The organism is Microbispora sp. NBRC 16548 (assembly GCF_030268985.1).
In the GTDB taxonomy this organism is placed as follows: Bacteria; Actinomycetota; Actinomycetes; order Streptosporangiales; family Streptosporangiaceae; genus Microbispora; species Microbispora catharanthi.
This window is the reverse complement of the sequence record NZ_BSSF01000004.1, coordinates 21,765-43,358: the sequence shown is the minus strand read 5'-3', so window position 1 is coordinate 43,358 and position 21,594 is coordinate 21,765. Positions and strand designations below refer to the sequence as shown.

Genomic DNA, 21,594 nt, shown 5'->3' with positions numbered 1-21,594 from the left:
GAACTCCACAAGGGCCTGTTCTCGTTAGGTCTCGCTACGGGGCCGCGACGCCCACCGAGGTCAGCGCGGCGGAGAGCCGGCCGGCAGTCAGCTCGGCACCGGCCGCGCACACGTAACCGTCGGGACGGACCAGCACCCAGCCGCCCGCGGCGATGCCGAGATGACGGCCGAGCGTGCTTTCAGGCCGCAGGACGCGAACCGTCAGCCATTCCCCCGCCTTCGCCGACAGCTCGTCGGCGAGATCGGCGGAGTCCGGCCCGGCGAGCAGCAGCCAGCGGGCAGCGGCGAGGTCCGCCTGCACCTCGGTCCACTCCGGGCCGGACGTGACATGCGCGGGCAGCTTGGTGATCCGCTCACCGGGCCGGGGGCCGCCGTCCCTGTCCGGGCCGGCGACGGTGAGCGGGCTGTCGGCGTAGGTCAGGTTGAGCCCGGAGATCCCGCCCAGGATCTCCCGTTGCAGCTTCTTGCGCACCGGCGGCACCGTACGGACCACGGTGAACACGATCGGCAGCAGCCAGCCCGCGACGGAGTTCTTCAGCTGCACCAGGAATGTGGCCTTCTTGGTCGACTTGAGCAATGCCGCACCGACCGGAACGCGCTCGGCGGCGTACGTGTCGAGCAGCCTGTCCTCGGCACGCCCGCGCAGCGCCATCGCCAGTTTCCAGGCGAGGTTGTACGCCTCCTGGATGCCCGTGTTCATTCCTTGGCCCGAGGCGGGACTGTGCACGTGGGCGGCATCGCCGGCGACGAAGCAGCGGCCGACCCGCATTCTCGGGACCATCCGCTGCTGGAACGTGAACACCGAGGTCCAGGTCGGCTCGTCCACACGCACCCGTCGCCCCAGCCCCGCGCTCAGCTCGCGGCTGAAGCGCTCGGCGACGGTCGCCGGGTCGGTGCCGTGCTCGACGTTCACCGTGTCCAGCAGCCGCCACCGGCGCTCGCCGCTCATCGGCGCCATCATCATGGTGAGGCCACGGTTGCGGACCCAGTAGATGCTGTTTCTCGGCACGTCGACGTCGATCGTCGCGTCCGCGATCAACCAGGTCTCCGCGGACTCCCCGATCAGCTCCAGCCCGAGCTTCTTGCGGACCGTGCTGTGCCCGCCGTCGCAACCGACGAGGTAGTCCACGGCGACGGCCTCGGACGCACCGGAGTCGTGCCGCAGCGCCGCACGCACCCGGTGCTCGTCCTGCTCGAAGTCCTCCAGCCTGACACCCCACTCGATCTCGACGCCCTGAGCGCGCACCGCGTCCCTGAGCACCTCCTCGGTCAGCACCTGGTCGATGCAGAGGGTGAACGGAAACCGGGTCGGCATCTCGTCATAGTCGGCTTCCAGCCGAGTCAGCCTCCGCCCGTTCTGGAACAAGGTGAACGCCTGGACGCGTTCTCCCCGCCCGACCATCCGGCCGGCGACTCCCATCTGCTCGTAGATCTCCAACGTGCGCGGATGGGTCGCGATCGCCCGGCTCGTCTCCGCCGGAGCCTGTTTGGCGTCCACCACCCGGACCCGCACACCGCGGCGAGCGAGCTCATGCGCCAATGTCAAACCGGCGGGGCCCGCGCCGACGACGAGAACCTCGGTCATCGGCGCTTCACCACAGACCATGGAGGCAGGCGGTCAGGGTGCGTGCCTGCACGTTGAGATAGCGGCTGTGCTGCAACAGGTCGGTCAGCTGGCTGACGGTGAGCCAGCGGTGATCCTCGGACGCGGCCAGCGGGAAGTCACCGTCGACCTCGACGACCATGTAACGGTTTCGCGCCCGGTAGAAGCGGCCGCCTTCCTCGGACTGAACCGCGTCGTAACGGATCCTCTCCGGCGGCGCCGTCAGCACCTCGTCCAGGAACGCCGGCCGGCTGCCGGCCGGCAGCCCGTCGTAGTTCGACGGGGTGCACTGCACGGTGGGCGCCAGCTCGACCATGTCGAGATAGCCGGGCTCGATCCGGGCGTGCACCAGCACGTGCAGCACGCCCTCGATGCGCTTGGTGAGGAAGGCGATCACACCCTGATCGCGCGGCGCGAACAGCGGCTGCGTCCAGTTCGCGACCTCACGCGTGTTCCCCTCGACCGACACCGCGATCGTCTCGAAGTGTTTTCCCTCGGTGTGCGCGATCGTGTCGTCGCCGCGCCGCCACCCGGTGACGTCGTTCAGCGGGATGCGCCGTACGGCCAGCCGGTAGCGGGTCTTGGTCTCCGTGACCCAGCTGAGGATCTCTCCCATCGAGTGGAGCGTTCCCTCATCCCGCGCCAGCGACCGCACCAACGCCGACCGGAACCCGGAGTCGGTGCCGGCGCCGCCGGGCGTGCCGAAGGGGATGCACGACAGGACCGTCCGCGCGTCCATGTTGACCACGTTGTCCAGCTGCAGCAGTTCCTGCAGCTGGCCCAGCGTGAGCCAGCAGAAATCCGGGTGCAGCGGAACGTCCTGGGTGGTCTCCACGACGATGTTGCGGTTGCGCTTGTGGTGGAACCAGGCGCCCTGCTCGGACTGCAGAACGTCCACCAGCACACGGCCGCGCCGGTCGCCGACGAAATGCTCCAGGTAGGGCACACTGCCGCCCCTGTGGACCCTGGTGTAGTTGCTGTGGGTGGCCTGCACGGTCGGCGACAACTGCAGCAGCGGATGATTGCCCGGCTCCATCTTCGCCTGCATGAGGCAATGCAGCACGCCGTCGATCTGCTTGACCAGGATCCCGAGAATCCCGATCTCGGGCTGGTTGATGATCGGCTGCGTCCACCGGGGAACGGGACCGTAGTCGGTCTGCACCTCCAGGCCTTCGACGGTGAAGAACCGCCCACTGACATGCCCCAGGTTGCCCGTGTCCGGATCGAAGTCCCATCCGTCCAACTCGGCGAACGGCACGCGGCGCACCTCCAGCACACCGGCGCTGGCTCGCTCGGCGAACCACTCGTGGAACTGGTCCGTCGGCATCAGCCGGTTGTCGCTCGTGGACCCTGACTCGGTGAAGCGGTAGTCGTGCTCCCGGTTCTCGCGCCGGAGCAAGGCGTTGGCCGGCACTTGCACCACGTGCACCTCCTGACTAGGTCTGTCCGCTGGACAGGTCGGCTCGCGCGTCAGGCGCAGCCCGCGACGAACTCACGGATGGTTGAGGTCATGTAATCGATCATTTCGGCGGTGATCACCGGATGGACGCCGATCCAGAAGGTACGTTCGGTGACGATGTCGCTGTTGGTCAGGTCGCCGGCGACCCGGTAGGTCTCGTTGCGGTAGGCCGGGTGGCGGGTCAGATTGCCGGCGAACAGCTGGCGGGTGCCGATCCCGGCCCGTTCGAGTACGGCCACGATGTCCCTGCGTTCGAACGGCGCGCCCTCCTCGACGGTCAGCACGAAGCCGAACCAGCTCGGATCGCTGCCCGGAGTGGGCTCGGGCAGCCGCAGGCCCTCGACGCCGAGCAGGCCGTCACGCATTCGCCGCCAGTTGCGACGCCGGGCGGCCCCGAACTCCGGCAGCCGGCGCAGCTGGGTCTCGCCGAGCGCGGCCTGCAGGTCGGTCGCCTTCATGTTGTATCCGACGTGGGAGAAGATGTACTTGTGGTCGTAGCCGGGCGGCAGCGTGCCGAGCGTCCACTTGAAGCGGCGAGCGCACTTGTCGTCCTCACCCGGCTCGCACCAGCAGTCGCGTCCCCAGTCCCTGACCGACTCCACGATCCTGGCCAGCTGCAGGTTGTCGGTCAGGACACTGCCGCCCTCGCCGGTGGTGATGTGGTGCGCCGGATAGAAGCTCTGCGTCGCGAGGTCGCCGAACGTCCCGGTCAACCGGCCGCCGTAGGTCGAGCCGAGCGCGTCACAGTTGTCCTCGACGAGCCACAGCCCCTTCTCCTTGGCCAGTTCCGCGATCTCGGCCACCGGGAACGGATTGCCCAGCGCGTGCGCGATCATGATCGCCTTGGTCTTCGGGCCGATGGCCTCGGCGACCCGCTCGAGGGTCGTGTTGTACGTGCTGAGCTCGATGTCGACGAACACCGGGATGAGCCGGTTCTGCACGATCGGGTTGACCGTGGTCGGGAAACCCGCCGCGACAGTGATCACCTCGTCGCCCGGCAGCAGCCGCCGGCGGCCCAGCAACGGCGACGTCAACGCGGTCAGCGCGACCAGGTTGGCCGACGAACCGGAGTTGACGAAGTGGGCCTTGCGCAGGCCGACCGTCTTGGCCAGCGCCAGCTCGAATCGCCGTGAGTAGGCGCCTGCCGCGATCCGCATGTCCAGCGCCGCCTTCACCAGCGCGACCCGGTCGTCCTCGTCGAGGTCCGCTCCGGTCGGGGTGATCGGTGTCTCTCCTGGCACGAACGGCTTGGTGCCGATCTGCTGATGGTATTTGCGGACCTGCTCGAGGATCAGCGTCCTGGTGTCGCTCGCCATCGGGCTCGTCATCGTGACTGTCTCCCACTCCCACTTTCGTGGCGCGGGTCCGGCGTACGCGGAAGATGACACACCTCCCTGCCGTCCCTGCCGTACCGGACTTCAGTGTTGCGGCAACGGTTGGAAGGCCCCTCGATGCCCGCTCGAAGGCCGCGTTCCCGCGGTCCGCCAGAGATCTCCCAGCGTCTCGTCGACCGGCCACCGCGGCGTCCAGCCGAGGATCTCCCGCGCGGCCGTGACATCCGTCTGCTCCCATGCGATCCCGGCGGACCGGGTGGCACGCGAGTGTTCGAGTTCGTGGACCGTGGCCGGTACGCCCGCGATGGCGATCAGCCGCTCGACCAGATCCCGGACGCTCACCGCCGTTCCCCGGCCGATGTTGACCACCCGGCGCGGGGCCGGCGCCATCTCGGCCGCGGCGAGGACCGCACCGGCCACGTCTCGAACATCCACGACATCCCGCTCGTCGCGGAGCGACCCCAGGGTCAGCTCCACACCGCGGCCGTCGCGTGTGGTCAGCGCGTCGGCCACCTGGCCGAGCAGGCTCTGCGCGGGCTGCCCCGGGCCGATCACCTGGCACAGGCGCAGGACCGAACCACCGAGGCCGCTCTCCTCGAACGCGCGGAGCACGGCCTCCGTGGCCTTCAGCTTGCCGCGGGCGTACTGGCTGACCGGCCGGGCCGGAGTGTCCTCCCGCAGCGGAACGCCGCGCGGTTGCGGGCCGTACTCGGTGGACGACCCCAGGTGGACCAGGCTGATCGGCCGTGGATGCGCGGCAAGCGCGGCGACCAGTCGCCGGACCAGGGTCACGTTCGAGAACAGGACCTTGCGTTCGTCGTGATCCCACACCGCGCCCGCCGCGTTCACCACGAGGTCGGGACGCTCGACGCGTAACAGGCCGGTGACCGCCGCGCCGTCGGCGGCGTCGAGCGTGGCGAACCGGACGCCGGGCGCCACGCCGGGCGCGGCTCTGCGCGCGACGGCGAGCACGTCGTAGCCCGCTTCGGCGAAGGCGGCGCAGACGTACGTCCCGATGAAACCGGTGCCGCCCAGGACCAGCACGCGCCGCTGGTCGGATGCTCTCACCTCGGTCTTGTCGTGCACCCTCACGACGCTAGGGAGCGGTGGTCGAGCCATGTTGGAAGCCAACTCGAACGACGGCCGAGGGCCAGGCGGCACGCCGGCCGGCGCATCGGGCGCGTGGTTCACGTGCGGCCGATGAACGACGGGTCAGGCATCGGTCTTCCTCGCCTCGGGCAGCAGCACGACCTGACCCGCGTAGTTCAAGCCGGCGCCGAACCCGATCAGCAGGGCGGGGCCGCCCGGCGGCGCCTTCTCCTCACGCAGCAACCTGTCCATGGCCGACGGGATGGAAGCCGCCGACGTGTTCCCCGCGGTCACCACGTCGGTGGCCACCGCCACGTGCGCGGGCAGGCCGAGCAGGTCGGCCATGACTTCGATCATCCGCAGGTTCGCCTGGTGGGGGATGAACGCCGTCAGGTCGCCGACCCCGATCCCGGCCCGGTCCAGTGCGTGCCGCGCGGCGGGTACGGCGTGCTCCACGACCCATCGGAACACCCTGCGCCCATCCATCTTCATGGCGGGCCATTCCAGAGAGGGATCGTCCCTGAACTCGCCCCAGGTCGTGTTCATCCGCAACGCGTGGCGGGCCGAGCCGTCGGCCCACCGCACGACAGGGCCGATGCCGGGCTCGCCGGACGGCCCGACCACGACGGCGCCGGCGCCGTCGGCGAACATGAACGCGATGGTGCGGTCGGTGGGGTCGACGATGTCGGTCATCCGTTCGGCGGCGATCACCAGCACGTGCCTCGCACTGCCGGCCCTCACCAGGTCGCTTCCCACGGCGAGGGCGTGGCAGAAGCCCGCGCAGGCGGCCGAGATGTCGAAGCCCGCGGCGTTGGCCGCGCCCAGCTCGTGCGCGACGACGACGGCGGCGGGCGGGGTCTGCACCAGATTGGACATGCTCGCCAGAACGACGCAATCGATCTCGTCGGCGGTGATGCCGGCGTGCTTGAGCGCCTCCTGGCCCGCCAGCACGGCCATGTCGCACAGGGTCTCGTCGGCGGCGGCGAACCGGCGGGTGCGGATGCCGGAACGGGTCTCGATCCACTCCTCGGTCGAGTCGATCCGGCCGCACACCTCCTCATTGGACACAACGCGGCGGGGCCGGTACGTACCGACGCCGAGGATCCGGCTGTGCGTAGGCGTTGTCGTGCGCAGGTCGGCCACGGCATCTCCTTCCTCACTGGATGTCCCGCTCACGGTCTCCGGCACGACTCGAAACCGGCCGGAGCCGGGCTCGAACCACCCGGGCTCCGAGTTGGCTTCGACCACCGTTCGAGGGCGGCTGACGAGAGTGCGTGCAGCAGCGAAGGAAGGGAACCCGCCGAATGAAGCAACTCACCGTCGCCAAGCTCAGAACGATCGTCGACGCCTGTGTGGGCACCGACGGCAGCACCACCAGGGTCGACGACTCCGTTCTCGACACCAGGTGGGACGAGCTCGGCCTGGACTCCCTCGCGGTGTACGAGGTCGTGACCCGTCTGCAGGACGAGCTCGGAGTGAAGATCTCCGACGACGACATCGACACCTTCAGCACGCCCAGGTTGATGCTCGACTCGATCAACGGCCGGCTGGTCGAGCTCGCCGGTCCCTGACCCTGCCCTTCGAGCCTGCGAGGACGGAGAAGCGCGATGCGCGTGCTGGTCAATTCGATGGCACCGAGCCATTTCCTGCCGATGGTGCCGTTCACCTGGGCCCTGCGGGCCGCCGGCCACGAGGTGCTGTTCCTGGGATACGAGGAAACCGCGCACAGCGCCCACGAGGCCGGGATCCTCACCAGGCGGCTGTCCGGTGACGCCGGTTCGGTCGGGCGCTGGCGGCCGCCGGTGAAGAAGAAGGATCCTTTCTGGGCGCCGGGGTCCAAACAGGCACCGCCGCCTCCCCAGGACGCCCGGACGACCGCGATCGCGGGCCGCTGGAAGGCCAGGATCGAAATCTTCATCGACGAGTACCTGGAGTTCGCCCAGGCGTGGTCGCCCGACGTGATCATGACGGATCCGATGGAGTTCAGCGGCCTGGTGGCCGCGGCCGCGCTCGACGTGCCGGGTGTCGTGCACAGGTGGGGCTTCGACGCCTTCACGTCGACCCTGCTGGAGCCGGCCAAGCACGCACTGCATGAAACGTGTGCGCGGCTGGGCGCGGAGAACGGCATGGCCGACCCCGCGCTGATCCTCGACCCGTGCCCGCCGAGCATGGTGTCGTCGAACCTCGTTCCCGGCACGCCGGTCCGGTGGGTGCCGTACAACGGAACCGCCGGTGTCCCGCAGTGGGCCGTCAAGCGCGGCGCGGGCACCAGGATCTGCATGTCGTTCGGCCTGTGGTCGGGCGAGGCACTGGCCCAGGGCGGTGACCTGCACGCGATCATCGAGGGGGTCCACGAGGCCGCCCGCGGGATGGACGACGTCGAGGTTCTGCTGCTGGCCCCGGAGCAGTACCACGCCGATCTGGGGACCGTGCCGGACACGATCCGGGTCGTCGGCCAGTTGCCGGTGAGCGCCGTCATGCGGGACACCGACCTCCTGGTCCACCACGGCGGCGGTGGCGGTTCGCTGGCCGCCTACGCCTACGGAGTTCCGCAGGTCGTGGTCGCGCAGGAAGGGCCGATGCTGGTCCAGGTCGGCGAAACGGTGGCGGAAAGCGGCGCGGGCCTGGGACTGGTCGAAGAGGCCGCCAGGGTCGACGTGGGCGCGATCAGAGACGCGGTCACCGAAGTGCTGACCGAGCCCCGCTACCGCAAGGCGGCCGAGCGGGTCCGCGCCGAGATCGCCGCGACGTCGTCGCCGGCGGAGATCGTCCCCGTTCTCGAATCCCTTGTGGACGCGAAAACTGTGGACTCGAAAACCACGTAGCCGGAAGGAGGAACGCGTGGAATCCGGTAAGCGGTTGCTGCGCGAGATGGTCCGGATCCGCTGCGTCGAAGAGGTGCTGGCCGACCTCTACCGCGACGAGCAGGAGATGCGGACCCCGACCCATTTCTCCATCGGGCAGGAGGCCGTGCCGGTCGGGGTGTGCGCGGCCGCCGGGCCCGATGACGTGGCCTATTGTGGCCACCGCAGCCACGGACCGTACCTGGCCAAGGGCGGCGACCTGCGGGCCATGGTCGCCGAGCTGTACGGCAAGGCCACCGGCTGCGCGGGCGGCCGGGGCGGGTCGGTGCACCTGACCTCTCCGGATACCGGGTTCATCGGCGCCACGGCGATCCTGGCCGAGTCGATCTCCCTTGCCGTCGGCGCGGGGTGGGCGTTCGCACTCGAAGGGGCGCCCCGGGTCGCCATCACGTTCTTCGGCGACGGCGCCGCCGAGGAGGGCGCCTTCCACGAGGCGCTGAACTTCGCCGCGACGCAGCGGGCTCCGGTGCTGTTCGTCTGCGAGAACAACGGATACTCCATCTCGTCGCCGCTGCGGGCGCGTCAGCCGTACGGGACGACCATCTGGGAGCGGGCCCGCGGGTACGGCATGGCGTCCCGTCAGCTCGACGGCAACGACGTCTTCGCCGTGCACGCCGCGGCGCGGGAAGCCGTCGAATGGTGCCGGGACGGCAGGGGGCCGTACTTCCTGGAGCTGCGGACCTATCGCTGGCGCGAGCACGTCGGCCCGAACTGGGACTACGACGAGGGCTATCGGACCAAGGCCGAGCTGGACTCCTGGATGGAGCGCTGCCCCATCAAGGTGGCCGCGGCCAGGCTCGGCGCGGCGCACCCGGACATCGACGAGGAAGTCGCCGGATGGCGGCGGGAGTTCCGCCAGGAGGTGCTCGACGCGGTGGCCGCGGCCAAGGCCGACCCGTTCCCCGCGGTGGCGGACCTGCTGCAGGGCGCCTACGAGAGCTGACAAGGAGAGTCTCGAGGATGCGCAAGCTCAAGTACCGGGAGGCCATCGGGGAGGCCACCGTCCAGTGCATGAAGGCCGATCCCCGGATCGTCCTGGCGGGCCAGAATGTCGACGACCACAAGGGCGGGCACGGAACCACCACCGACGCGTTCCGCGTGTTCGGCCCGTCCCGGGTGCTGGACATCCCCAACTCCGAGAACGCCGTCGCCGGCATCGCGGTCGGCGCCGCGTCCATGGGGATGCGGCCGCTGGTGGTGCACGCGCGCGCCGACTTCATGTTCCTGGCCATGGACGGTCTGATCAACCTCGCGGCCAAATGGCGCTACATGTACGGCGACAAGGGCGGAGTGCCGGTCGTGATGCGCGGCATCGTCGGGCGGGGCTGGGGCCAGGGCGCGACCCACTCGCAGAACCTCCATTCCGTCTTCGGCCACTTCCCCGGCCTGTACGTCGCGACGCCCGCCAGTCCCGCGGACGCCAAGGGGCTGCTCGTGTCCGCGCTCCGCAACGAGACGCCTGTCGTGCTGCTGGAGAACCGCGGTCTGTACGAGATCGAGGGTGAGGTGCCGGAGAACCCGGAGCCGGTGCCCTTCGGCAAGGGCCGGATCGTCCGTACGGGCAGCGACGTGACCATCGTGGCGGCCTCGCTGATGGTCCACGAGGCGGAACGCGCCGCCGGGCTGCTCGCCGAGCAGGCGATCAGCGCCGAAGTGGTGGACGTGCGCAGCATCAGGCCGCTGGACGAGGCCATCATCTGCACGTCCGTGGCCAAGACCGGGCGGCTGGTCGTCGCGGACACGAGCTGGGCGCGCTACGGCCTCGCCGCGGAGGTCGCCGCTGTGGTCGCGGAGAACGTCCACGGCGCCTTGCTTGGCCCCGTCCGGCGCGTGACGTTGCCGGACAGCCCGGCCCCCGTCTCATGGCCGCTGGAAGAGGCGTTCCACCCGAATGCCCGGACGATCGCGGCCGCCTGCCTGGACGTGCTCGGCGGCGACCCGGCCCTCCCGATGCGCGAGATGACCGACATCACCGCCGGTTTCGTCGGGCCGTACTGACTCAGGACGGGAGCTTCGATGAAAGGCATCATCCTGGCCGGCGGGTCCGGCACCCGGCTGCACCCGATCACGCTCGCGGTGTCCAAACAGCTGCTGCCCGTCGGCGACAAGCCCATGGTCTACTACCCGCTCTCCGTGCTCATGCTCGCGGGAATCCGCGACATCCTTCTCATCTCCACTCCGATGGACCTGCCGCACTTCCGGCGGCTCCTGGGCGACGGCGCGCACCTGGGGTTGCGGATCGACTATGCCGAGCAGGCCGAGCCCAACGGCCTGGCCGAGGCGTTCGTGATCGGCGCGGACCACGTCGGCGACGACAGCGTGACGCTGGTGCTGGGCGACAACATCTTCCACGGCCCGGCGTTCTCCGAGGTCCTGGCCAGGAACACCCGGGACGTGCGGGGCTGCGTGCTGTTCGGCTACCCGGTGCACGATCCCGAGCGATACGGGGTGGGGGAGAAGGACGCGCACGGCAACCTGGTCTCCATCGAGGAGAAGCCCGCTCGCCCCCGATCCAATATCGCGATCACCGGGCTCTACATCTACGACAACGCCGTGGTGGACATCGCGAAGAATCTCCGGCCGTCGGCGCGGGGCGAGCTGGAGATCACCGACATCAATCAGCGATACCTCGAGCACGGCCGGGCCAAGCTCGTCGACCTCGGGCGGGGCTTCGCCTGGCTGGACACCGGCACGCCGGAGTCGCTGCTGCTGGCCGGTCAGTATGTACAGACGCTCGAGAACCGCCAAGGCGTGCGGATCGCCTGCGTCGAGGAAGTGGCGCTGCGCATGGGGTTCATCACCGCACACGAGTGCTACGCGCTGGGCGAGCGGCTCGCGAATTCCAATTACGGCCAGTACATCATGACCATCGCCAAAGAACTCGCGGCCGTGTAGGACCCTTTCGTTCCGTTCGTACGCGGAGAGGACGTCATGCGAATCCTGGTCACCGGCGCCGCCGGTTTCATCGGCTCGCACTATGTTCGAAACATTCTGGGCGGCGCGTTTCCCGGGCTGGAATCGGCCCGGGTGACCGCTGTGGACAAGCTGACGTACGCGGGCAACCGGGCCAACCTGCCGGCCGAACATCCGCGGCTCACGTTCGTTCACGGCGACGTCTGTGACGCGGAACTGTTGCGCGAGTTGCTGCCCGGTCACGACGCGGTGGTCCACTTCGCCGCCGAATCCCACGTCGACCGTTCGATCGACTCCGCGTCCGCGTTCTTCCACACCAACGTCCTCGGCACGCAGACATTGCTGGAAGCGGTGCTCGCCTGCGGTGTCGCGCGCGTGGTGCATGTCTCCACGGACGAGGTGTACGGGTCCATCAACGACGGCGCCTGGACCGAGGATGCGCCGCTGCTGCCCAACTCGCCTTACGCCGCCTCGAAGGCGAGTTCCGACCTCGTGGCCCGCGCGTATTGGCGCACTCACGGCGTGGACGTCTCCATTACCAGGTGCTCCAACAATTACGGCCCCCGGCAGCACCCCGAGAAACTCATTCCGCTGTTCGTCACGAACCTCCTGCGAGGCAGGAAAGTGCCCTTGTACGGCGACGGCGCCAACAGACGCGAGTGGATTCACGTCGAGGACCACTGCCGAGCCGTCCATCTGGTGCTGACGAAAGGCAGCGCCGGCGAGATCTACAACGTCGGCGGCGGTGCGGAGCACACCAATCTGGAAATCACCGAACGACTGCTGGACCTGTGCGGCGGCGACGCTTCCATGATCAAGCGGGTGGCGGACCGCAAGGGGCACGACAGCCGCTACGCACTGGATGACAGCAAGATCCGCCAAGCGCTCGGATATGAGCCGACCGTCGACTTCGGCCGAGGCCTGGCCGAAACCGTCGCCTGGTATCGCGCCAACCCCCACTGGTGGACGCCGCCGGCGTGACCTGGCCGCGTCTCGGTCCTGCATCTCGACGTCGGCGTCCGACCGGGTGAATCCCCAGGTCGGGCGCCGTTTTGGCGGGTCGGGCCGAGAGCGTGGGCGTCGGACCCACGAGACCGGCCACCCGGCCCGTCGCGACGATGCGGCGATCCCGTCGGCAGGCCGCCTCTCGTGATCGTCTTCCTCCGATCGCCGAAAAGTTTCGGAAGAGCTGTCGGTTGATTTAAGGCAGCAGGGAAGCCGACTCTCGCGTGCCACGCGACCGACGCCGCGCCGCCCGTGAACTTACGAGCGGTTTTGACCCCTTGACGTACCACAAGCGCGTTCCTATGGTCTGCATTACTTTCGTAATGTCACAGAAACTTTCGGGCGTCCTCGTCGCCTGAAGATGGAGTCATCGTGGTCAACCGAAGCCGGCGCCCACGCGGGCCACGTCTTCTCGCAGTTCCACTGGCCGCGATAGGTCTGCTGCTGGGCATGGCGCGTCCGGCCCTGGCGGACGACCCGACCCCCACGGTCGTCGACTCGACCCGCGGCGGCGGGCTGTCGGTCGGCCTCACCTTCGACGACGGCCCGAATCCGCCCGACACGCTGCGCCTGCTCGGCGTGCTGCGCGAGCACCACGTGAAGGCGGTCTTCTGCCTCTGGGGCGATCATGTGCGGCAGCACCCGGAGGTCGTCCGGCGGATCGTCGCCGACGGGCACACCCTGTGCAATCACGGCATGCGCCACGACGACATGGCGGCCTGGCCGGCGGAGCAGATCCGCGCCGACCTGCTGGAGACGAGCGCCGCCATCCGCGCAGCGGTGCCGGGGGCGCACATTCCGTACTTCCGAGCCCCGTACGGCAGTTGGGGGCGGACGCCGGCCGTCGCGGCCGGTCTCGGCATGCAGGCGCTGGGCTGGCGTCTGGCCATCGGCGACTGGGAGCCGCCGGGCACCGCCGAGCTGATCCGCCGCCTGCGCGAAGGGATCACGCCGGGCGCGGTGGTCCTGATGCACGACGGCGGCGGGGACCGGAGCCAGACCGTCGACGCCGTCGACGCCGTCATCCCCGCGCTTCGGTCGGAGGGATGGCACCTGTCGCTGCCCGCCCGCCGGGGCTGACCTGATCGCACCACCCATCCATCCCGTTTCCCCCAACCCGAGGAGTTCCCTTGCTTCGTCCCGCACTGTCCATCGGCCTCGTGAGCGCCACGGTCCTGCTGGGCGGGGTGACTCTCGCCGGCTCGGCCTCGGCCGAGCCCGGCCCCGCCCCCGCGCAGTCCCAGGCCGTCAAGTACCCCGCGGATTCGCTGCGCGCCCTCGGCGACCGGATCGGCCTGCGCATCGGCACCGCCGTGAACACGGACGAACTCGGCAGCAACGCCGACTACACCCGGATCACGGCCGAGCAGTTCTCCAGTGTCACTCCCGAGAACGTGATGAAGTGGCAGCTGGTGGAGCCCAACCGCGGCACGTACGACTGGGCCGCGGCCGACCGGCTGGTCGCCTTCGCGAAGAAGAACAAGCAGCTGGTCCGCGGCCACACGCTGGTGTGGCACAGCCAGCTGCCCACCTGGCTCTCCTCCGACGGCTACACCACCACCCTGTCGAACGACGAGCTGAAGGCCCTGCTCAAGAAGCACATCCAGGACCAGGTGAAGCACTTCAAGGGCGACATCTGGCAGTGGGACGTGGTCAACGAGGCGTTCGACGACGACGGGCAGCCCCGCCAGGACATCTGGTACAAGGCGTGGGGCGGCCTGGGCTACATCGCCGACGCCTTCCGCTGGGCGCACGAGGCCGACCCCAAGGCCCTGCTGTTCTACAACGACTACAACCTCGAGTTCACCGGGCCGAAGAGCAACGCGGTGTACGACCTCGTCAAGACCCTGAAGGCGCAGCGCGTGCCCATCGACGGCGTCGGCTTCCAGGGCCACCTGGACACCCAGTACGGCTTCCCTGACCTGCAGAACAACCTGCAGCGCTTCGCGGACCTCGGCCTGAAGGTGGCCGAGACCGAGGTGGACGTCCGCACGTTCACGCAGGCCCCGCCGAACGAGAACACCCCCACCAGCCCGCTGGCCTCGTACGCCCAGGAGAGCTACTGGTCCCGCGCCCTGCAGGCCTGCCTGGCGGTGCGCGAGTGCATCTCGTTCACCCCGTGGGGATTCGCCGACACGTACTCCTGGATTCCCGGCTGGTTCGACGACCCGCAGGAGGGTGCCGCCCTGTTCTACGACGGGAACCTGCAGCCCAAGTCGCAGTACTACGTGCTCCAGCAGGACCTGGCACTCGCCGCGGGCGCGCCGCGCCGGTCCGGCCCGGGCGCGGGTCGCGACTGAGCGGTACCGGCAGGCACGGGGCCGCACTCCACCAGGCGGCCCCGTTCGCCGCACTCCGCCGTATGACGCGTGGCGGCGTCCTCTCCACAGGGATGTGCCGCCAGGCGTGACGCTTGCCGGGATGACCAGACCCGCCCGCGAAACGGGCGGGTCTTCCGCGTCAGCGGCCGGAAGCGCGGAGCGAGGCGGCCTCGTACAGCTCGCCGGTCAGGTTGCTCAGCGGGCGGTGCCGCAGCAGTTCGCCCACCCGCACGTGCACGCCGAGGTCCGCCTGGATCTGGGCGCTCAGCTTGGCGGCGAGCACGGAGTCGAGACCGTGCACGGTTATCGGGGAGTCCAGGTCGAGCTCGTCGGGCGACATGCCGAGGATGCGGGCGGAGCGCATCACGACGTATCTGGTGATCGCCGCGGCGGCCACCGACCTGTCCGTGAGCGGCGGGTCCGCCATGCCGTCCCCGTCCGGACCGGCTGCGGCCGCCTCGGCGACGGGGACGGCGGGCAGGACCGCGACAGGACCGGGCCCGACGAGGGCGGCCGGGCCGGCGGTGACGTCCGTCACGGACACGGAGGACACAGCGGACACGGAGGACACGGACGCGGAGGACACGAGCACGGGAGACACGGTCACGTCGTCCCGGCCGGGCACGGGCTCCACGCCCGGGACCGCGTCCGCGCCCGGCACGGTGTACGGCCCGGTCACGGCGGGCAGGGCAGCCGCGGCGAACGCCGGCGCGGCGGAGTCGCGCGGATCGACCCAGAACCGCCGGCGCTGCCAGGGATACCCGGGAAGGGGGGTGAACCGCCCCCCGGGATACAACCGGCTCCAGTCGGGATCGCAGCCCTGCACGTACGCGACGCCCAGGGACCGCAGCATGCACTCGAGCCCGGGCTCGTCCCGGCACAGCGAGGGGATCACCGTCCCGGCGCCGGCCGCCGCCGCGATCTCGTCCTCGATCGCCGAGGCGAGCAGCGGATGCGGGCTGATCTCGATGAACAGGACCGGGCCCTCGTCCGGCAGCGCGGCGCGCACGGCGGAGGCGAAGCACACGGGCCGGCGCAGGTTCTCCATCCAGTAGCCGGCGTCGAGCCGGGAGCCGTCGACCATGTCGTCGAGCATCGTCGAGTGCATCGGCACGGCCCCGGACCGGGGGCGCAGCTCCGCCAGCGCCTCGATCAGGTCGTCCCGGATGGGATCCATCTGGGGGGCGTGCGAAGCGTAGGCGACCTGCACCTGCTTGCAGAACGCGCCGTCGCGGCGCAGCCGCTCGACCACCTCGCCGAGCGCGTCGGCGTCGCCCGCGAGCACGCAGGAGTGCACGCTGTTGACGACCGCCACGCAGACCCTGTCGGCGTTCTCGCCGATGGCCTCGCGCGCGTGGAGCTCGCCGACCTGCACCGCCCACATCGCACCGGATCCGCCGAGCCGCGTCAGCAGGCGGCTCCTGCGGCACACCACGGCGGCGCCCTGCCGTACGGTGAGGGCGCCCGAGGCGGTCGCGGCGGCGATCTCGCCCATGCTGTGGCCGATCACGAGGTCGGGGCGGATCCCCCAGGCGGCCCAGACGGAGGCGAGCGCGACCTGGATCGCCCACAGGGCCGGCTGGATCTCGTCGGTCCCGGCCGGCGGGCGGCCCTCCCGCAGCAGGTCGATCAGCGACCAGCCGAGCTCGTCGTGGATCGCCCTGTCGCACTCCCGCAGCCGCCGGGCGAAGACGAGGTTGTCGTCCAGAAGGTCCCTCGCCATGCCGGGCCACTGAGCGCCCTGCCCGGGGAAGACGTAGACGACCTTGGGCGTCGCGCCGGCCCTCGCCGTCCCGGTGACGACCGACTGAGGGGCCGCCCCGGCGGCGTACGACCGCAGCGCGGCCGCGATCCCCCGGCCGTTCGTGCCCACGACCGCGACCCGGTGCCCGTGGTGACTGCGGCGGTCGCCGGCGCTGAAGCAGAGGTCGTGCGGGGAGGAGTTGCTCGGCTGCAGGGCGTCGGCGTACCGGAGGGCCAGGTCGGGCAGCGCGCGCTCGTCCCTGGCCGAGAGCGGCAGCAGGTATGTCCCCGACCGGCGACGGCGGGCCGCCGCGACGGGCGGCGCCTCGGCGAGCACGACGTGGGCGTTGGTGGCCGACAGGCCGAAGGAGCTGACGCCGGCCATCGCCGGCCAGGACCGCTCGGGCCATTCCCGGGTGCGGCGGACGAGTTCCAGAGGCATGCCCGGCTGCTCGAACAGCGGGTGGGGCCTGCGCACGTTCAGGGTCGCGGGGACCGTCCGGTGCCGGAGCGCCAGGGCGGCCTTGAGCAGCCCGACCAGGCCGGCCGCGCCCTCCCCGTGGCCGACGTTGGACTTCGCCGAGCCGACCAGGCACCGCTGCCCGGGCTCGCGTCCCTCCCCCATCACCCGGGCGAGCGCGGTCAGCTCGGTGAGGTCGCCCGAGGGGGTGCCGGGGCCGTGCGCCTCGACGTAGTCGATCTGCCCGGGCCGCACGCCCGCGTCGCGGTAGGCCTCGCGCAGCATGGCCTCCTGGCCGCTCACTCCGGCGGCGATGAGGGTGCCGGCGCCCCTCCCGTTGCTGTTGACCGCGGTGCCGACGATGGAGGCGTAGACGCGGTCGCCGTCCGCGAGCGCGCGCCTGAGCGGCTTGAGCAGCAGGGAGACGACGGCCTCGCTGCGCACGTAGCCGTCCGCGTCGGCGTCGCCGAACCTGCAGCGGCCCTCCGGCGACAGGATGCCGGCGTCGGACAGGCCGAGGTAGATGTCGGGGGCCATCAGGAGGTTCACGCCGCCGACGACGGCCATGTCGGTCTGGCCCGCCCACAGCTCCCTGCAGGCGAGGTGGACGGCCACCAGGGAGGTCGAGCAGGTGGCCTCGACGCTCATGCTCGGGCCCCGCAGGTCGAACAGGTAGGAGATGCGGCCGGGGAGGTTGCCCCAGTTGCCCCCGCCGATGGCCGCGTGCATGTCGTACATGCCGGCTCCGCGCAGCCGGTCCCAGTAGTCGGACCACAGGCAACTCGTGTAGACCGCCGTACGGCTGCCGGCGAGCTTGTGCAGGGGGATGCCGGCGTCCTCGATGGCCTCCCACGTGACCTCGATGAGCAGGCGATGCTGGGGGTCGATGCGCAGCGCCTCGTGCGGGGAGATCGAGAAGAACGAGGCGTCGAAGCTGTCGATGTCGTCCAGGAAGCCGCCGGCTCGTGTGCCGATGCCGCCGGCGCCGGGGAACCGTCCCGGCGGAATCTCTCCGACCGCGTCGCGCTCGCCTGCGAGCACGTCCCAGAAAGCGGACGGACCGGAGGCGCCGGGTAATCGGCACCCCGCGCCGATTATCGCGATCGGGTCGCGCGGGGGGACGGACGCCATGCTCATGCGACCGCCTCCTCTGTTCGGACCACTCCGCGCCGGCGTGCCTGCGCGGCTGCGCGGGCACGTGCCGACGGGTACGTCGAGTCCGGGTACGTCAAGTCCGGGTACGTGAAGTCATGGTGCACGGGGTCCCCCATTCGGTGGCGAGGTGTGCGGTGACCGGCCCTGTGGTCGGCTGTGGTCGGCTGCGGGAAAAGCCGGGGCATGGACATCCCCGCCCGGCTCCGACGTCACGCAGTGCTTCCACCATCCGCCGGTGACGTGAGTACGTCCATGGTGAGATAACGAAATAAGCGATAAAAGCGGCTAACTGGGATTCAGGAGGAGCCGGTTCCCGTTTCCTCGGCCAGCGGCAGGTGAATCACCAGAGAGTGCCCCGGGCTGTCCAGGACGCTCGCGACGACGAGACGGAAGGTGCGCCTGCCCAGGCCGGGGACGTCGAGCGTCCGCGGCCGCTGGTGCTGGCCCCGCACATGCTGCTCACGCCACCAGCCGCGGAAGTCGGCGCTGGCGCTCTCCAGGTCGCTCACCAGCTCCTGCATCCTCTGGTCCGCCGTCCTCGTGGCGTACGCCAGCCGCAGCCTCGCGATGACGTCGAGCGTGTCGTCGGCCCAGTTCACCAGTCGCTTCTTGGCCTCCGGATCGGTGAGCATCCACCACAGGATGTTCCTGCGCGGCCGGGGCAGCCCGCCGAAGTCGGTGTACCAGTCGGCGGCGGCGCGGTTCCAGGCCACCACGTCGCCATACCGGTTGCCGGCGTACAGCGGGAAAGGGCCGTGACCCGCCACCTCCACCACCTGGAAGACCAGCTTCTCGTCCGACTCGTCGAGCCCGTACGCGGCCTCGGCCGGCCCCTGGCCGAACGCGAGGCGGTGGACGTAGGCGCGCTCGTCCTCGCTCAGGCCGAGGACGCGGGCCAGGCTGTCGAGGACCTGCGGGGAGGGATGGATGTCGCGGGCCTGCTCCAGGTACGTGTACCAGGTGGGGCTGAGCCCCGCGAGAACGGCCACCTCCTCCCGGCGCAGGCCCTTCGTGCGCCGGTGGACTCCGGTGGGGAGCCCGGCCTCCTGGGGGCTGATGCGCGCGCGACGGCTACGCAGAAACTGAGCGAGCTCCTGTCTGTTCTCGCTCCTGTCGGACAAGGCATCCCCCAACGACTGCCGCAACAAGGTCCGGGTCGTTCAGCGCAAATCGGCTTAACCCATCATTATCGTGGAGCTGTATCGCCGGGTGAAGATGCCGCACCCGCCCCCCCGGGCGAAATATCTGCAATCTTCTCACGCCTTTTTCCCGCCTGTCCCAGAAGTGTCAGGCCGAGCGGTCGGCCTCGCTGCGGAGCGACCCGAGCAAGTGGAACGCGTGCGCCACCGAGACCAGCGTCACGTGGTGGTGCCAGCCCCGATACGACCTGCCTTCGAAGTGACGCAGCCCGCACTCCTCGCCCACGCGGGTCAGGTCGCCGCGCGCCCGCTCCCGCAGCCCGATCAGGCCGATGAGGTCGGGCAGCCGGGCCTGCGTCATGTTGGTCAGCCACAGCCGGGCGGGCGCCTGGCGGCCCGGACCCCACTCCGCCAGCACCCGGGCGCGCGACCGGCCTATCTCGTACGGCATGCCCGGCCCCTGGGGCAGGGACCCGTGCAGCGACACGGGCGTCGAACGGAAGGTGACCCGGCCGTGGCCGTGCCACCAGTTCAGGGTCTGCGCCGACGGCCCGGTGACGGCCGCCGCGATCTCACCCGCCGTACGGCACGGGCCCGGGCCCAGCGGAGTGTGCTCGTCGACCTGGACGAGGTAGCGCAGGCCGCGCTCCTCCAGCCCGCGGACCAGCTGTTCCACCCGCCGGTTCTGCCGGGCGTCCACGAGCACGGGCGCGGCGGCGAGCTCCCACGCGGCCATCTCGTCGAGCGCGTCCAGCAGATGCTGCCAGCGCGAGCGGGCGCGCTCGTGCGCCGGCACATGGGTCACCGCGCGCCGCCTGGCGTCGTCGTCCCACGAGCGGGGCAGCAGGAGCCGCCAGTTGACCGGGCAGGCGCCCTCCTGCCCGGCCATCAGTACGGCGAGCCCGAGCTGGCAGTTGAGGACCCGGCCGGCCGAGTGGGCGTACTGCTTGGCGACGCCGACGGAGTGCGAGCCGTTCTTGGGGAAGACGACCTCCTCGACGGTCCACGCGCGGGGCCGCAGCACGGCGGCCATGTCCTGCGCGAGGAGCCGCCGCACCGGTTCCCAGCGCCAGGGGCTCTGGTTGAGGAACTGCTGGAGGGACTGGTCGGCGGGCCAGCCCACCACCTGTTCCGAGATGCGCCGGATCGACTTGCGGCCCGGCACGCAGTCGAGGCCGCGCACGTACACCTCGGCCCATCGGCGCTGGTCGGACCGGGCGAAGGAGGAGAACAGATGCCGGCAGAACTCGGCCAGCTCCGTGAGATCGGAGGACGTGTAGACGTCCGGAACAGACAACATTGGCGCTCCCGTGATGAGAGGGCGGATCCTTCAGCACGCCATGGGCGTGTCGCTCTCCGCTCGACCGACGCCGTTGTCGGGTGGCGGCTCATAGCTGTCGATCTCGTAGAAGATGCGGGCGGCGATGCCCGTGGAGTACGGCGCGTAGCGCCTGCGCAGGTTCTGGAAGACCGCCTCGGCCCCCCGCTCGTCGCGGTCGGTGGGCAGGCCGGCCTTCACGGCGAGCCGCATCGTGTCGGCGAAGCTCTGCTCCTCCCTGCCCTGCAGGCTGACCAGAGCCGGATGGACCCGGACGCCCAGTTGCGCCGCCACCCGCTGCAGGCACCGGGTGCCGGTGTCGAGGACGGTGCGGGTGTTGGGCGGGGCCCAGTCGGGAGCCACCGCCTCGGTGAGCGCCGCGGCGTCCATCACGATGACGGCGGCCTTGAGCCAGCACAGCTCCCCGGCCGGGCGCTGGAAGGCGAGCGCGGGGTAGGCCACGTGGCTGGCGCCCACGTCGGCGAGCCAGGCCGCCCATTCCGCGAACATGTCGTCGAGGTGGTCCCGCGATCCGGAGCGTACGCACTCCGCGAGCACCGCCTCGGCGTCCGGCGGGCGGACCGCCTGCCCGGCCAGCCGGAGGACGAACCGCTCCCGCCGGCTGAACGCGTCGATGATCCGCATCAGGTGCGCGGTGAACGCGACGAGGATCAGCGCTGACGACAACCACGCGAGGGCGGCGAGGGCGGCGCCCGGCGAGCGCATCAGGAACACCTCGGCGATGTCCTCGGGATGTGGACTCACGCCGTACGCGCCGTAGGCGACCAGCCCGAACCCGGCGAAGGACGCGACCAGCCAGGCGGCCCCCACCGCGAACACCGCCGTCGGCCCGCACATCTCCAGCACCCGCTCCCGATACCTTCCGGGCAGGTGCCTGGCCACGAGGTACGCGCCGGTCGCGACCACCCGGACCGTCCGCAGGGCCATGCGCGACGACCGGCCCTGGGGGGTCATCACGGTGCGGAGCACGCTGCTCCAGACCGTGAGGACCAGGGCCACACCCAGCACTATGGGAACTGCTTCGCTCACCTCGGACGCACCCTTCGTGCGATCTTCGCGAATTGGGTCAAAAACGAGCCTCGAATACGGGGCCGCCGATGAACAGAGCCCATCGACGCTGGCATTGCGAATGCCACCACTGGGATGCGCGCCCGCCCGCCCCCGGCATTC

General features: G+C 70.4%; 17 protein-coding genes. 8 read left to right on the top strand and 9 right to left on the bottom strand.

From position 1 onward, the window contains the following. Positions 1-34 precede the first annotated feature (34 nt). From QSK36_RS11285 to QSK36_RS11265, 5 genes are all read right to left on the bottom strand, one after another. A complete protein-coding gene (locus QSK36_RS11285; RefSeq protein ID WP_285782339.1) occupies positions 35-1,585 on the bottom strand; it encodes an FAD-dependent oxidoreductase in 1,551 nt (516 codons plus the stop codon). Positions 1,586-1,592: 7 nt separating this feature from the next. Then, positions 1,593-3,026, bottom strand: coding sequence for an NDP-hexose 2,3-dehydratase family protein (locus tag QSK36_RS11280; protein ID WP_285782338.1), 1,434 nt, complete (start codon positions 3,024-3,026; stop codon positions 1,593-1,595). Between the two features lie 47 nt (positions 3,027-3,073). Next, complete coding sequence (gene rfbH / locus QSK36_RS11275; protein ID WP_225898220.1) at positions 3,074-4,390, bottom strand: lipopolysaccharide biosynthesis protein RfbH; 1,317 nt, start codon at positions 4,388-4,390, stop codon at positions 3,074-3,076. A gap of 90 nt (positions 4,391-4,480) precedes the next feature. After that, positions 4,481-5,482 carry an NAD-dependent epimerase/dehydratase family protein gene (locus QSK36_RS11270; protein WP_285782337.1) on the bottom strand — a complete coding sequence of 334 codons (1,002 nt, stop codon included), beginning with the start codon at positions 5,480-5,482 and terminating at the stop codon, positions 4,481-4,483. A 126-nt stretch (positions 5,483-5,608) separates the two neighbouring features. Then, entirely contained in the window at positions 5,609-6,628 is a 1,020-nt protein-coding gene (locus QSK36_RS11265) for a beta-ketoacyl-ACP synthase III (RefSeq protein WP_183537917.1), read from the bottom strand. A gap of 161 nt (positions 6,629-6,789) precedes the next feature. Between QSK36_RS11265 and QSK36_RS11260 the strand changes: the two genes are divergently transcribed. The 8 genes from QSK36_RS11260 (at position 6,790) to QSK36_RS11225 (ending at position 14,567) form a co-directional block, all read left to right on the top strand. Then, the gene (locus QSK36_RS11260) at positions 6,790-7,056 is read left to right on the top strand and encodes an acyl carrier protein (RefSeq protein ID WP_041952854.1); all 267 of its coding nucleotides are present in this window, start codon (positions 6,790-6,792) and stop codon (positions 7,054-7,056) included. A 36-nt stretch (positions 7,057-7,092) separates the two neighbouring features. Then, a complete protein-coding gene (locus QSK36_RS11255; protein WP_285782336.1) occupies positions 7,093-8,310 on the top strand; it encodes a nucleotide disphospho-sugar-binding domain-containing protein in 1,218 nt (405 codons plus the stop codon). 16 nt (positions 8,311-8,326) lie between these two features. Further along, on the top strand, positions 8,327-9,292 hold the full coding sequence (locus QSK36_RS11250; RefSeq protein ID WP_285782335.1) for a thiamine pyrophosphate-dependent dehydrogenase E1 component subunit alpha: 966 nt from the start codon (positions 8,327-8,329) through the stop codon (positions 9,290-9,292). 17 nt (positions 9,293-9,309) lie between these two features. Next, positions 9,310-10,347 (top strand): alpha-ketoacid dehydrogenase subunit beta, encoded by a 1,038-nt coding sequence (locus QSK36_RS11245; protein ID WP_183537919.1) that lies wholly within the window; start codon positions 9,310-9,312, stop codon positions 10,345-10,347. Between the two features lie 18 nt (positions 10,348-10,365). Further along, a complete protein-coding gene (gene rfbA / locus QSK36_RS11240) occupies positions 10,366-11,244 on the top strand; it encodes a glucose-1-phosphate thymidylyltransferase RfbA (RefSeq protein WP_139579828.1) in 879 nt (292 codons plus the stop codon). A gap of 36 nt (positions 11,245-11,280) precedes the next feature. Beyond that, positions 11,281-12,243, top strand: a complete 963-nt coding sequence (rfbB, locus tag QSK36_RS11235; protein ID WP_285782334.1) for a dTDP-glucose 4,6-dehydratase — start codon at positions 11,281-11,283, stop codon at positions 12,241-12,243. A 474-nt stretch (positions 12,244-12,717) separates the two neighbouring features. Next, positions 12,718-13,347: a polysaccharide deacetylase family protein gene (locus QSK36_RS11230; RefSeq protein ID WP_183537922.1), complete on the top strand. Its 630-nt coding sequence runs from the start codon at positions 12,718-12,720 to the stop codon at positions 13,345-13,347. 50 nt (positions 13,348-13,397) lie between these two features. Beyond that, positions 13,398-14,567 (top strand): endo-1,4-beta-xylanase, encoded by a 1,170-nt coding sequence (locus tag QSK36_RS11225; protein ID WP_285782333.1) that lies wholly within the window; start codon positions 13,398-13,400, stop codon positions 14,565-14,567. A 160-nt stretch (positions 14,568-14,727) separates the two neighbouring features. Here QSK36_RS11225 and QSK36_RS11220 read toward each other — a convergent pair whose 3' ends face one another. From QSK36_RS11220 to QSK36_RS11205, 4 genes are all read right to left on the bottom strand, one after another. Next, positions 14,728-17,928, bottom strand: coding sequence for a type I polyketide synthase (locus QSK36_RS11220; protein ID WP_285782332.1), 3,201 nt, complete (start codon positions 17,926-17,928; stop codon positions 14,728-14,730). 314 nt (positions 17,929-18,242) lie between these two features. Continuing rightward, a complete protein-coding gene (locus tag QSK36_RS11215) occupies positions 18,243-19,067 on the bottom strand; it encodes a helix-turn-helix transcriptional regulator (protein ID WP_183537925.1) in 825 nt (274 codons plus the stop codon). Between the two features lie 166 nt (positions 19,068-19,233). Continuing rightward, complete coding sequence (locus QSK36_RS11210; RefSeq protein WP_183537926.1) at positions 19,234-20,385, bottom strand: IS701 family transposase; 1,152 nt, start codon at positions 20,383-20,385, stop codon at positions 19,234-19,236. Between the two features lie 30 nt (positions 20,386-20,415). Continuing rightward, a complete protein-coding gene (locus tag QSK36_RS11205; protein ID WP_183537927.1) occupies positions 20,416-21,453 on the bottom strand; it encodes a hypothetical protein in 1,038 nt (345 codons plus the stop codon). Positions 21,454-21,594: the final 141 nt, after the last annotated feature.